General features: G+C 61.8%; 10 protein-coding genes. 5 read left to right on the forward strand and 5 right to left on the reverse strand.

The window, feature by feature from the left end; all coding sequences use genetic code 11:
* Positions 1-28: 28 nt before the first annotated feature.
* The 4 genes from AC0L7I_RS10575 (at position 29) to AC0L7I_RS10590 (ending at position 4729) form a co-directional block, all read left to right on the forward strand.
* A complete protein-coding gene (locus tag AC0L7I_RS10575) occupies positions 29-1834 on the forward strand; it encodes a flavin-containing monooxygenase (RefSeq protein ID WP_473396394.1) in 1806 nt (601 codons plus the stop codon).
* A 41-nt stretch (positions 1835-1875) separates the two neighbouring features.
* Positions 1876-3039, forward strand: coding sequence for an acyl-CoA dehydrogenase family protein (locus tag AC0L7I_RS10580; protein WP_473396395.1), 1164 nt, complete (start codon positions 1876-1878; stop codon positions 3037-3039).
* Positions 3040-3106: 67 nt separating this feature from the next.
* Positions 3107-3919: a crotonase/enoyl-CoA hydratase family protein gene (locus AC0L7I_RS10585; protein ID WP_473396396.1), complete on the forward strand. Its 813-nt coding sequence runs from the start codon at positions 3107-3109 to the stop codon at positions 3917-3919.
* Between the two features lie 18 nt (positions 3920-3937).
* The gene (locus tag AC0L7I_RS10590; RefSeq protein ID WP_473396397.1) at positions 3938-4729 is read left to right on the forward strand and encodes an SDR family NAD(P)-dependent oxidoreductase; all 792 of its coding nucleotides are present in this window, start codon (positions 3938-3940) and stop codon (positions 4727-4729) included.
* 114 nt (positions 4730-4843) lie between these two features.
* On the opposite strand, the gene AC0L7I_RS10595 is transcribed toward AC0L7I_RS10590, so the two are convergent.
* From AC0L7I_RS10595 to AC0L7I_RS10605, 3 genes are all read right to left on the reverse strand, one after another.
* Entirely contained in the window at positions 4844-5440 is a 597-nt protein-coding gene (locus AC0L7I_RS10595) for a hypothetical protein (RefSeq protein ID WP_473396398.1), read from the reverse strand.
* A 66-nt stretch (positions 5441-5506) separates the two neighbouring features.
* Positions 5507-6379 (reverse strand): alpha/beta fold hydrolase, encoded by an 873-nt coding sequence (locus AC0L7I_RS10600; protein WP_473396399.1) that lies wholly within the window; start codon positions 6377-6379, stop codon positions 5507-5509.
* An 84-nt stretch (positions 6380-6463) separates the two neighbouring features.
* Positions 6464-7756 carry a spinster family MFS transporter gene (locus AC0L7I_RS10605; RefSeq protein WP_473396400.1) on the reverse strand — a complete coding sequence of 431 codons (1293 nt, stop codon included), beginning with the start codon at positions 7754-7756 and terminating at the stop codon, positions 6464-6466.
* 244 nt (positions 7757-8000) lie between these two features.
* Here AC0L7I_RS10605 and AC0L7I_RS10610 point away from each other — a divergent pair, with 244 nt between their 5' ends.
* Positions 8001-8657, forward strand: coding sequence for a TetR/AcrR family transcriptional regulator (locus AC0L7I_RS10610; RefSeq protein WP_473396401.1), 657 nt, complete (start codon positions 8001-8003; stop codon positions 8655-8657).
* A gap of 65 nt (positions 8658-8722) precedes the next feature.
* Here AC0L7I_RS10610 and AC0L7I_RS10615 read toward each other — a convergent pair whose 3' ends face one another.
* Positions 8723-11068, reverse strand: a complete 2346-nt coding sequence (locus AC0L7I_RS10615; protein WP_473396402.1) for a TonB-dependent receptor — start codon at positions 11066-11068, stop codon at positions 8723-8725.
* Positions 11069-11369: 301 nt separating this feature from the next.
* Positions 11370-12530: a glutamate 5-kinase gene (proB, locus tag AC0L7I_RS10620; RefSeq protein WP_473396403.1), complete on the reverse strand. Its 1161-nt coding sequence runs from the start codon at positions 12528-12530 to the stop codon at positions 11370-11372.
* Positions 12531-12699 lie beyond the last annotated feature (169 nt).

A 12699-nucleotide genomic window follows, 5' to 3' on the forward strand; every position in this document is an offset into this window, starting at 1 on the left:
GAACTGCAGTCAATGGGAGTGACGCGAAATGGCCTCGGGCAATGTGAGTGAAGAGCCAGGACTCGATCCGGATGCGTTGCGGGCGAAGTATCGCGAAGAACGCGACAAGCGCCTGCGCGAGGATGGCAACGAACAATACGTCAACATGGCGGCTGAATTCGCGCATTATATCGAGGACCCCTATGTCAAACGGGTCGAGCGGGCACCGCTGACCGATCACACGCATGTCGTGATCATCGGTGGCGGATTTGGCGGCCTTCTGGCCGGGGCGCGTCTGCGCGACGCGGGCGTCAAGGATATCCGGATCATCGAAAAGGGCGGCGACTTCGGCGGCACCTGGTACTGGAACCGGTATCCCGGCGCAGCGTGTGATATCGAGAGCTATATCTACCTGCCGCTTCTGGAAGAGACCGGATACCTCCCGGTCGAAAAATATTCGAGGGCGCCGGAAATCCTGGCGCACAGCCGGCGCATTGGCGAGCATTACAAGCTGTATGACAAGGCCTGCCTGCAGACCGAGATCACGGGCCTGAACTGGGATGACAAAGCGAACGTCTGGGCGATCGAAACCGACCGCGGCGACCGGATGACCGCCGACCATGTCGTGATGTCGAACGGGCCGCTGAACCGGCCGAAACTGCCGGGCATCCCCGGCGTTGAAAGTTTCAAGGGCCACAGCTTCCATACCAGCCGCTGGGACTACGACTATACAGGCGGCGATTCCTCGGGCGGCCTGACGGGCCTGAAGGGCAAGCGCGTCGGGATTATCGGGACGGGCGCAACAGCAGTACAGTGCGTACCGCATATCGCCGAGGGCGCCGAGCATCTCTACGTGTTCCAGCGGACGCCGTCTTCCATTGACGTGCGCGACAACAAGCCGACCGATCCGGACTGGGCGAAAAGCCTGGAAGCTGGTTGGCACAAGGACCGGATGGAGAATTTCAACACCCTGGTTTCGGGTGGCTTTGCGCCGCAGGACCTGGTGATGGATGGCTGGACGCATATCATCCGTAATCTGTTGTTTATTGCGTCGCAGGAAGGCAACAAGGACCTCAGCCCGGAGAAGCTGAGTGAGTTGGCCGAGCTCGCCGACTTCCAGAAGATGGAACAGGTGCGGTCCCGCGTGGACGAGATCGTAAAGGACAAGGCGACCGCCGAGGCACTGAAGCCGTGGTATCGACAGTTCTGCAAGCGGCCCTGTTTCCATGACGGCTATTTGCCGACATTCAACAGGGACAATGTCACGCTGGTTGATACGCAAGGCCGGGGCGTCGAGCAGATCACGGAGAACGCGATCATTGCCAATGGCGAGACGTATGAGATTGACTGCCTGATCTATGCAACCGGCTTTGAAGTAGGCACCGAATATACGCGCCGTGCCGGCTATGATGTCGGTGGACGCGATGGGCGCAAACTGTCCGAGCACTGGGCTGACGGGTATCGCAGCCTGCATGGCATGCTGGTGAACGGGTTCCCGAACCTGATCGTCATGGGCACCACGCAAGCGGGCTTCACGGCCAATTACCCGCACCTTCTGGACGAGCAGGCCAAGCAGATCGGCTATCTCATCTCCGAAGCGGAAAAGCGTCAGGCTAAAGTATTTGAAGTGACAGAATCGGCTGAAGCGGCCTGGGTCGATGAAATCGTCAACAAGGCCATGATGCGCGAGAAGTTCCTCGAGGAATGCACACCGGGTTATTACAACAATGAGGGCAAGCTGAGCAAAAGGGCGCGGCAGAACACGTCCTATGGCGCAGGATCTGATGCCTATTTTGCCATCCTCGATGGCTGGCGCAACAATGGGACGATGGAAGGCCTTGAATTCCCGGCCTGAACCCATGAGCAAGCAGGCTGGCAGCAGACAAGGAACGCGTCATGGATTTTGAACTGGCCGAAGAATACCGGATGCTGCGCGACCTGGTGCAGCGTTTCGTTCGGGACGAACTGATGCCGCTGGAAGCCGGGGTTCTGGCGCGCGATGCCGAAGGGCAAGGCTCGCACCTGATCGAAAGCGAGCGTGAGCGGCTGGACAAGGTTTCCAAAGAGATGGGCCTGTGGAGCCTTGATGCGCCGGAGGAGTCTGGCGGCATGGGCCTGCCGCATGTGGCGCTGGTGGGGGTGAACGAGGCACTGGGATCGACTGTGGCGCAGTACACGCTGCCGCCGGATTCGCCGAACCTGCGAATGCTGATGACAACGGTCAACGACCAGCAGAGCGAAGCCTACCTGGCGCCCTATGCGCGGGGGGAGACGATTTCGGCGATCGGCATTTCAGAGCCCGGCGCAGGCGCGGACCCGGCGGGCATGCTGACCAAGGCGGTGAAGGATGGCGACGACTGGGTGATCAATGGCCGCAAGATATGGATCACGCGGGCCGCGGAGGCCGACTTCACGATCCTGATGGCGATTACCGATCCGGAAAAGCGTGCGCGGGGCGGCATGTCGGCCTTCCTCGTCGACCGGGATACGCCGGGATTTAACGTCCTGCGGCGCATTCCGATGCTGGGCGGCGAATACACGTATGAAGTCGTGCTGGAGGATTGCCGGGTGCCGGGCTGGAAATTGCTCGGCAAGGAGGGCGACGGGTTCGGGCCCATGCAGGTGCGCCTTGGTACGCGCCGGATGGAGATGGCGGCCTGGTGTATTGGCGCCGCGCAGCGGGCACTGGACATGATCACCGAATATGCCCCGCAACGGGTCACGTTTGGCCAGAAACTGTCGCAGAGGCAGGCCGTGCAATGGTGGGTGGCCGACGGCGCTGCGAAGATTCATGCAGCGCGCCTGATGGCCTATGACTGCGCGTGGAAGCTGGATACCGGCAAGGATGTGCGGACCGAAATATCGATGCTGAAATATTATGCGACCGAGATGGCGCAGGAGATGATCGACAATGCGATGCAGTGTTTCGGGGCGATGGGCATGACCAAGGAGATGCCGCTGCACCTGTTTGCGGGGCGTATCCGCAACATGCGGATTTATGACGGCCCCTCGGAAGTGCATCGCATGGTCGTGGCGCGCAACCTGATGGATACGCGCTGAAGGCAGACACGTTGAGTATGCCTGGCAGCGGGCATAGGATGAATCACAACAAGACAGGAATTCCAGGATGACCGATCGCATAAAAATCTTCGTCGACAATGGCGTCGCCGATGTGCGCCTTGTGCGCGAAGACAAGATGAACGCGCTGGATGACGCGATGTTCGCGCGGCTGATTTCGGCAGCTGAAGAGATCAATGCCGACAAGTCAGTGCGGGTTGTTGTGCTGTCGGGGCAGGGCCGGGCGTTCTGTGCCGGGCTGGACATGGGCAATTTTGCCAACATGGCCGAGGGCAAGCGGAGCGGGAACAGTGTGGCAGGCGGCGGGCTTGCACCCAGGACGCATGGAATCGCCAACCGGGCGCAGCAGGCCGTATGGGGCTGGCGCAGCCTGCGTGTCCCCGTGATTGCAGCCGTGCATGGTGTTGCGCTGGGCGGCGGCTTCCAGGTGGCGCTGGGTGCGGATATCCGGATCGTTCACCCGGAGACGAAGCTATCCATTCTCGAAGTAAAATGGGGCCTCGTGCCGGACATGAGCTCGACCGCGATCATGCGGCGGCTGGCGCGCGAGGATATTATCCGTGAGCTGACATATACGGGGCGCATCTTCTCTGGGACGCAGGCGATGGAATACGGGTTTGCGACGCAACTTTCCGAGACGCCTCACGAAGATGCCATGAACCTGGCGCGCCTGATTGCCGAGAAGAGCCCGAGCGCAGTGCAGGCGGCCAAGAAGCTGTACAACACGATTGCCGACAAGCCGGACGCCGATGCGCTGATGACAGAATCCGTCCTGCAGGACGGACTAATGGGCAGCAAGAACCAGATCGAAGCGGTGATGGCCGGATTGCAGAAACGTGTCGGCCACTTTGTCGACGAATAGGGCCCGGGGAGGGCACGTATGATCGACTATAAAGGCAAGGTGGCGCTGGTGACCGGGGCCGGCTCCGGCATTGGCCGGGCGCTGGCGCAGGCACTGGTGGCGCGCGGGGCAAAGGTCGTCTGCGCGGACATCGATGAAGACGGCGTGCGCGCGACGGCGGAAGGCCTTGGCGCGAATGCGCTGCCGATCGTGTGCGACATGGCCGACCATGAAGTGGCGGCGACGCTGACCCATGATGCGGGAACCTGGCAGGGGCATCTGGACCTCGTCTGTTCGAATGCAGGCATCGGCCTGAACCGGCGGCTGATCAAGCAGGAACTGGACGCGCGCGCCGAGCGATTGTTCGAGGTGAACCTGTTTGCGAACCTGCGCGTGGCGCAAGCCTATGCGCGCTGGCTGGAGGCCAGTGGCGGCCGTGGGCGGCTGATGATTACGGGGTCGGAGAATTCGCTGAGTGTGCCGGCGGCCGTGAAAGGCAACGGGCTGGGCCTGTATGGCGCGACCAAGCATGGCGTGCTGGTGATGGCCGAATGGATGCGGGACGAATTCGAAGCCGGCGATGTGCCGATGGACGTGCATGTGCTGATGCCGGGCGCGGTTTATACGGCGTTGATCGAGAAGCATTTGCCGGATCCGTCGAAAGCGCCGCCGGAACTGAGCCTGATCATGCCGGATCGTTGTGCGGAGATTGCCCTGAAGGGCTTGGACCTCGGCCTGTTCTATATTCCGACGCATGCGCACCTGGCCGATGACATGAAGCCGCGCATGCAAGGCGTGGCGGATGCGCTGAAGGCGCTGGGCCTGAACTAAACGGAGTCTGAGAGGCTCTATCCATCGACTTCGCCCAGGATTAGCGCTCAGTTTTGGCGCAACCAGCACCAGCGGCCGCGCATGGCGGCTGTTCTGTTCAAATTTTCGAGACACCTAGCCCGGTGGCCAGTGCGGCTGCAGCGACAGGATGCTGCGCGGCGAGACCGACGCCAGAATGGATGGCGGGCGCGGCGCGGCCTTGGGCCGGGGCGCGGGTCTTGGCCTGGGTTCAGGTGTTGCGAGAAAACGGGCGAGCCGGATCGCATTCGCATCGGGATTTGCCATGGCCGCCTCGATGCGGGCGATGCGGCGCAGGAATGCGTCGGTTGTGAGATCCGGCCTGGTGACACATGCGCGCGTGGACACGCCGCGCGGGCCTGTCGGTGGCGGTGGCGGCACGCGATCGGCGACGGGGCGGATATTGAACAGGCCGATCCGTGGCGCGGCTTTCCGGGGAATAGGTGGAGACGCCGCGGGTGTGAGGTGTGCGGATGCGGCGGGTTTCGGGGCCGTGGGCCCGACCGTGATGCCCAGCGCGAGGATATAGAGCGCGCCGCGCAGCATGTCCTCGATGACGCAGAGATGGCGCTGGGCCTTCCTGTAGAAGGCGCGTGGAATCGTCAGCGGCTCGCGCCCGCCGATCCACTTGATGAACTCGGCGACCATGTCGATGACCCGATTGAAGACGGGAGGCGGGCACATGTCTGTCATGCCGGCCATTATGGGGCTGGGCCGGAGGGGTGTGGACAAGTTTTAACTGTCAGACAGGTCGCGCAGCTAGAGGAAGGCTTTCAGGTCGGCCATGAAGCGGTCGAACTGGTCATGGTGGAGCCAGTGACCTGCATTCTCATAGAGCTTCACTTCGGCATTCTGGAAATGCTTGAGGCGGCCATCCTCGGCCGGGTTCGAGGCCCAGCTATTTTCGCCGTAAAGCAGGAGCGTGGGGCAGGTGATGGCCTGCCACAGGGTCTCGATGTCGGCATAGGGGATGTCGTAAGGCGTCATCACGCGGAAATAATTGTCGAACTTCCAGGAATAGGTGCCGTCCTCATTCTGGCTGATGCCATGTATCGTCAGGTGGCGCGCCTGTTCATCGGTGAGGTAGCTGTTCTCGGTTTTCATGCGCGTATAGGCGTCTTCGAGGGTCGGGTATTTCTTCGAAGTCCGACCGGCGGCGGCGCGCTTGGAATCGATCCATTCGCGCATGCGTTCGCCCGGTGAGGTGCTGAAGCGCTCCTTCATCATTTTCGGCGATGGGCCAAGGCCCTCGATGGCGACGATCTTGCGGACATTTTCCGGATAGATGCCAGCATAGCGCAGGGAAATTGCGCCGCCATAGGAATGGGAGACGATGGTGACGGGATTGAACTTCTGCTGGTGGATCAGCTGGGCGAGGTCGTAGACGCAGGCGCGGACCGAATACTCGCCGTCTTCCGACCAGGCGCTGTCGCCATGCCCGCGCAGGTCGGGCGCGACGACGTGCCAGTCCTTGCTGAGCTCCTCGGCGACCCAGTCCCACGAGCGGCAATGGTCGCGGCCGCCATGGACGAGGACGAGCGGCGGCGCGTCCTGGTTGCCCCAGTCGACATAGTGCAGGCGCAGGCGCTGGGAGATGAAGCTGTTCGAGGTCGGTCCGGAAAATTTTGTCATGTCGCTGATTTGCCCGGCTTTGCCCTGTCCTGTCCAGAGCGGCGGATGGGTTTACGCAAGGGTGGGGTGAGGTGGGGGTGAGGCCTAGTCGAGGCGGGCGGCGCGTTCGGCGTCGGCCCGGTAATTCCGGCTGGACATCAACAGGCAGAAAATGCTGAGCGCATTGAAGATGAGGATGAGCTCGAGCGCCCGTGCCAGCGGATGGGCTTCGCCCTGGCTGGTGAAATAGTCGCTCAGCACGCCGGCGATCCAAGGGCCGCAGCCGATGCCGATCAGCGTCAGGCAGAACAGCATGAAGGCCGAGGCGAAGGCGCGCATGCGCAGCTGGACCAGTTCCTGTGAGGCCGTGTAGGCGATGCTGGCATAGATCAGGCCGACAAAGCTGGGCACCACGTTCCACGCATAGGCGAGGCCGACATTGGGCGCGCGCAGGAACATCCAGGCGAAGGGCAGGGCGATGGCCGCGCACAGGGCGATGATCAGCGGGCGCCAGCGCAGGTCTTTCTTCGACAGGCGGTCACAGACGAGGCCGATGACAACCGCGCCGATGCTGCCGACGCCGCCGATGAGGAGGCCAAGCGGCCACGAGACCTGTCCGGGTGTGAGGCCGTAGGTGCGCTGGAGGTGGCTGGACGTGAAGACGAGGAAGGCGTTGGCCGAGATGCAGATCAGCAGGCAGCCAGCGAGGAGCCACAGATATGAGGTCTGGCCCATGATGAAGCGAAGTGTCTCTGTCAGCGACGGGGCGGAACGGTCGTCCTGACGTGCTTCGGAATGGCCGCGTACAGGTTCGCGTACGGTGAAGCGGACGAGCAAGGCCAGCAACAGGCCGGGAATTCCGGCGGCAAAGAAAGCCATGCGCCAGCCATAGGCTTCGTAGACAAGCCCGCCGAGGGCGAAGCCGAGCATGACGCCGAGGCCGATTCCGGTCGTGTAGACGCCGAGGGCCGTGGCGCGTTCCTGCGGAGGATACAGGTCTGCGATCATGCTGGTGGCTGGCGGCGTGCCGCCGGCCTCACCGACGCCAACGCCCATGCGGGCGAGGAGGAGCTGCCAATAGGATTGCGACAGGCCGGACAGGGCGGTCATGCCGGACCAGATGGCGAGGGCGAGGGCGATGATGTTGCGGCGGTTGCCGCGGTCGGCCCACATGGCGACCGGAATGCCCAATGTCGCGTAGAAGGCCGCGAAGGCGATGCCGGTGAGCATGCCGAGCTGGCTGTCCTTCAGGTGGAGCTCGTCCTTGATCGGTTCGAGCAGGATGACAAGAATCTGCCGGTCGACATGGTTGAACGTGTAGACGAGCGTCAGCACCATGAGGACCCAGAGGCGACCGGTATTGGCGTGCCGTACGGGCGGGGACAGATCAGTGTTCATCGGCAGGGACCCATTTTCTGGCAAGCTGCGCTCCGGATGGCGGGGCGCAATATCATGTCGCGGGGTGCACGGAAGATGTCGGCAAAAGCAGCATTCCACTCCCCGTGGCACATTTCGAGCGAGGCTGGCCCTCACTTCAACAAGTGTTGAAATATGGCCTGCTTTCACATGAGGGGCAAGACAAATGCGTCCTGCCGGTTAGTATCAGTCAAATCCTGCGACTGAACCCGAAGAGAAATGTCCAATGTCCCTAGCAATGCCTGATGACGGCAAACCCGTTCGCCGGACGGCGATCCTTGACGCTGCCGAGGCGCAATTCGCCCAGCACGGGTATGACGGCGTGAACCTGCGGGCGATTGCGCGCGATGCTGGCGTGGATGTTGCGCTGGCGAACTACCATTTCGGGAAGAAACGTGACCTGTTCGACGCGGTGCTGATGCGGCGGGCTGAAGTGCTGAACGCATGGCGCCTCAAGGCGCTGGAGGACGCATTGTCGGAGGCCAGGCCGAACCCGCCGAGCGTCGAGGCGATTGTCAGGGCCTATCTGCGGCCGCTGCTGACCGGATCGCATGTGACCGAGCCCGGCTGGAAGCATTATTATGCGCTGATCGCCTATGTGAACAACTCGCCCGACTGGGGCGGCAAGCTGATGACCCAGTTCTTCGACCCCTTGATTCTCCAGTTCATCGACGCGCTGCGGTTGAGCCTCGGGGACGTGGACGAAAAGGCGCTGTTCTGGTCATACCATTGTTTTTCCGGCGCCCTGACCCTGACCTTTGCCGAGACGGGCCGTATCGACCTGCTGTCGAAAGGTCTGTGCCGGTCTGACGACCTTGCCGGCGCCTACGAGCATGTCGTGCGCTTCATCACGGCCGGATTCGAGTCGATCCGGCCGGCCTGAGACCCGAAACGAAAACGGCGACATGTTGCCATGCCGCCGTCGTTTCCGGGAGGAAAGGTTTTATCCTAGTATTTGAAGTCGACACCGAACGTGACGGTGCGCGGATCGCCGTAGAAGCCGGTCAGCGTGCCTTCAAGGCCGAGCGTTGGCGTGAACGTGCCGTTCGCGTTGATCGTCACGAAATTGTATCCCGCAACAACATAGCGCTCGTCAGTGAGGTTCTTGCCGTTGAGGCTGAAGCCCCAGCGACCGCCTTCGGTTTCCCAGCGCAGGCTGGCGTCCACGAGCGTGAAGGCCGGCTGGTCGAGGAACGGGTTCGGCGCTTCGAACTGGCTGGAATCTCCGCGATAGGAGATCAGCGTGCTGGCCAGAAGGCGGCCATCATTGTCCAGGATCGTGAGCGGCGTGTCATAGGCAAGACGCGCGCTGGCGGTCCAGTCCGGCGTGTTCTGGATGACGCGCTGGTTGGCTACGTCATTGCCGAAGGCGTCGATGTACTCGTCATACTGGGCGTCGACATAACCGACGGACCAGCCGAGATTGAACAGGTCGGATTCGTTGAACACCTGCTCGGCGAGCGTGGCATTGCCTTCGAATTCAACGCCCCAGATCGTGGCGGCACCGGCATTCGTCGTGACGCCTGTGAACGTGTCGTTGACGCCGTCATTGTCCGTGTCGACCCCGACCGAGCCGGGCACCTGGACGTCCTTATAGTCGGAGTAGAAGGCCGCGACGCTGTAGTTGAGGTCGCCGCCAAACTGGCTGCCCTTGTAGCCGATCTCGTAGCTGTCGACTTCTTCCGGATCGAATTGCATGAATTCATAGACTTCATCGGGCGTGACCGTGCCGCTGAGGTCGAGATCAGGTGCCGCAGACGTCTGGCCGCGCGGGTCGAAGGAGCCGCCTTTGAAACCTTGTGAGTAGGTTGCGTAGAGGTTGCTGTCGTCGGTGACTTTGTAGCTCGCGGACACGCGCGGGCTGAAATCGTCGAAGGTGGCATCGCCGGTAAAGTCGGATGTCGTGGCGATGAGGATCGGGGAGCCGCCGAAGAATTCGGAGAAGCCACCGATATAGGTGCGCCGCAGAACTTTCGACGAGCGCTCATCTTCCGTGTACCGTGCACCGAGCGCAACACTGAAGCGGTCTGTCACATCAAACGTGAAGTCGCCGAAGATGGACCAGGTCTTGGTGCCTACATCGCCGAAGGTCTGGGCATTGAGGCCCGGCAGGGACAGCAGGTCTCCGGTCGTGCCGAGGAGGACGTCGAAGACGGTCGAGGCGTTGGCATCGAGATAGTAGAGGCCGACAATGCCGTTGAGGCGGTCGCCGGAATAAAGGACCTGGAATTCTTCCGAGAACTGGTCGTTCGAATAAATCGCTGGCACGTCGAGGTCGGCTTCGGGAAGGCTGTCGAAGTCGATCGGTGTCGTGCTCTTGTCTTCGCGGTAGGCGAGGATGTTCTTGAGCGTGATCGTGTCGGAAACGGTGTATTCGCCGACGATGGAACCGCCATAGGCTTCCGATTCCTGCTTGACGACGTTCAGGCCGGCCCGTGTGTCATACTCGCTGCCGAGGACCGGGTAGGTGAAGGGCGGGAACTGGTCCGGGATCAGGCGGTGGCCCTGGCGGGCGTTGGAATCGTCCTTGGTATAGTCGCCGGAAATGCGGATCTGGAAGTCAGGATTGACGTCCCATTCGGCCGACAGGCGGGTGGACGCGACGTCCTTATTATAATTGTCCTGGCCGGTGATGATGTTCTCGCCATAGCCGTCACGATAGAGCGCTGCGACGGCGCCGCCGACGCGGAACGTGTCCGACAGGGGTGTGCTGGCCGAGACGACGACTTCTTTCTGGCCGTAGGTGCCGAGGGCCGCGCGAACGTTGAGGGCCGGCTCATTGGCGAGCGAGCGGGTGACGTATTTGACGGCGCCACCGATCGTGTTGCGGCCATAGAGCGTGCCTTGCGGGCCGCGCAGGACTTCGATGCGCTCGACGTCGAACACGTCAAGGACCGCACTTTGCGGGCGGTTGAGATAGACGTCGTCGACATAGATGCCGACACCGGCTTCGAAGCCGGCAACCGGATCCTGCTGGCCGACACCGCGGATGAAGGCGGTGAGCGTGGAATTGGTGCCGCGCGAGACTTCGAGCGTGACGTTGGGGGAGATTTTCGCGACTTCGGTGATGTCGGCGACGCCGAGTTCAGCAAGCAGGTCGCCGTCAAAGGCGGAAACCGAAAGCGGCACATCGATGAGGTTCTGTTCGCGGCGCTGGGCGGTGACGACAACCGGGCCGAAGCGACGCTCGGATTGTGCGCCTTCATCGTCGGCCTGGGCAAAGGCGGGCGCGAGCGGTGTCAGCGCGCTGGCTGCGAGGGCGATCAACGCGACGCGGGATGTAAGCTTGTTCATGGCGTTCCTCCACGGAGCCGAATGCGGGAATGCTTCGACTCTCAAATTCAACAATTGTTGAAAAACGCCTTAAAGCGGTCACTTTGTCAATCGCCTTGAAGGCTGTGCCTCATTTTATCCGGGGGGCCGTGACTTTATCGCCACGCAGGCCTTGGATGCCGTGCGCGCCCGGCTGGGAGGCGCGCCGGGGCTGCTGCCGCAGGATATCCTGGCGGCATTTGATGCGTTGGAGGACTGGGAATTTTCGGCGACGGTTCTGCCGGCACAACCGATTACCAGCGTGATGCAGGCCGGAGCCCGATCAGCGTTCGACCTGTTCCATCTCGTCTTCGGCGGGGCTGTCCCAAGGCAGGTGGCGCTCGTCGAGCACGACCAGGTTGTCGCGCGAAATGATGGTTGCGCGCGTGTGGTAGCCAAGCAGCTTGGTCGTCGGTTCTTCCAGGTTGCGGGCGAGCAGCATGGTTTCTTCGGACGAGAAGTTCGACAGGCCGCGGGCGCGTTCGACGCCTTCCTCATCATAGACATGGATGACGTCGCTGCGGACATAGGGGCCGTTGATCGACTGGACATCGGCGCGTTCCACGCCGCGTTTTCCGGCCTCGAGCGCATCGGCGGCCTCCTGGCTGATCACGATGCTTCCGGCCATCTGGAGGCGGTCCGTCAGCCAGGCTGCCCATGCAGACGCCGGCTCTGTATTGGCCAGGCATTTGGTGTGGGGGCGTTCGCCCTTGAGCACCGAGGAGACCGGATTGTCGGCCTCGCCATTGGCGATCAGGGTGATGCAGCCGGCATGCTGGGCCATGTTGGCGGCCTGCATCTTGGTCAGCATGCCGCCGCTGCCGAGCGCGCTCGTGCCCTCGGTGACAGACAGGTATTCCGAAACGTCTTCCAGTTCCTCGACCAGTTTGGCGTCCGGTTCCGACGGGTCCTTGTCATAAAGGCCGTCAACACTGGTCAGGATGATCAGGTGCTGGGCCTGGATCATCTGGGCGATCCGGGCGGCAAGACGGTCATTGTCGCCGACGCGGATTTCCTCGGTCGTGATCGTGTCGTTCTCGTTGACGATCGGCATGACATTGCCGTTGAGGAGACGGTGCACCGTGTTCTTGGTGTTCAGGAACCGGCGCCGCTCTTCAAGCTCGCCTCGGGTGACCAGCACCTGGGCGATATCAAAATTGAACTCGTGTGCGACCTGTTTGTAGGCATTGAGAAGGATAGGCATGCCGCAGGCTGCAGCAGCCTGCTTGTCGCGGAGACCGGCATTTTCCGGCTGCACGTTGAGCGTGTTCAGGCCGAGCGCAACGGCGCCTGAAGAGGTGAGTACGACTTCATAGCCGTCGGCGCGCAGCAGGGCGATATCTTCGAGCAACCGCTGAATAAACGCCCAGCGCGGGGTGAGCAGGTCAGGATTGGCCAAAAGGCTTGATCCGACTTTCACGACGATCCGTTTTGTCTGAGGCAATTTTCAACTCCGTAGGTCTGAACGCACGAACTAGGTGTGTTTTGAAGAGGAAACAACTCGCTGGCGGCCAAAACGACTGTGGTTTTTACTCTGGCAAGTCGTGTCAGCCTGAATATTGGCAATGAAAGCAAAGTGCTGGACGCTTGCCTTGAAAAATATGCAAAAACTG

Source organism: Hyphomonas sp. J20-32 (assembly GCF_055808555.1).

Bases quoted from the DNA above. Each gene is read 5' to 3' on its own strand.
- AC0L7I_RS10610 (WP_473396401.1), top strand. From the start codon at position 8,001: ATGTCCCTAGCAATGCCTGATGACGGCAAACCCGTTCGCCGGACGGCG.
- AC0L7I_RS10615 (WP_473396402.1), bottom strand. From the start codon at position 11,068: ATGAACAAGCTTACATCCCGCGTCGCGTTGATCGCCCTCGCAGCCAGC.
- AC0L7I_RS10605 (WP_473396400.1), bottom strand. From the start codon at position 7,756: ATGAACACTGATCTGTCCCCGCCCGTACGGCACGCCAATACCGGTCGC.
- AC0L7I_RS10575 (WP_473396394.1), top strand. From the start codon at position 29: ATGGCCTCGGGCAATGTGAGTGAAGAGCCAGGACTCGATCCGGATGCG.
- AC0L7I_RS10590 (WP_473396397.1), top strand. From the start codon at position 3,938: ATGATCGACTATAAAGGCAAGGTGGCGCTGGTGACCGGGGCCGGCTCC.
- AC0L7I_RS10595 (WP_473396398.1), bottom strand. From the start codon at position 5,440: ATGACAGACATGTGCCCGCCTCCCGTCTTCAATCGGGTCATCGACATG.
- AC0L7I_RS10600 (WP_473396399.1), bottom strand. From the start codon at position 6,379: ATGACAAAATTTTCCGGACCGACCTCGAACAGCTTCATCTCCCAGCGC.
- AC0L7I_RS10585 (WP_473396396.1), top strand. From the start codon at position 3,107: ATGACCGATCGCATAAAAATCTTCGTCGACAATGGCGTCGCCGATGTG.
- AC0L7I_RS10580 (WP_473396395.1), top strand. From the start codon at position 1,876: ATGGATTTTGAACTGGCCGAAGAATACCGGATGCTGCGCGACCTGGTG.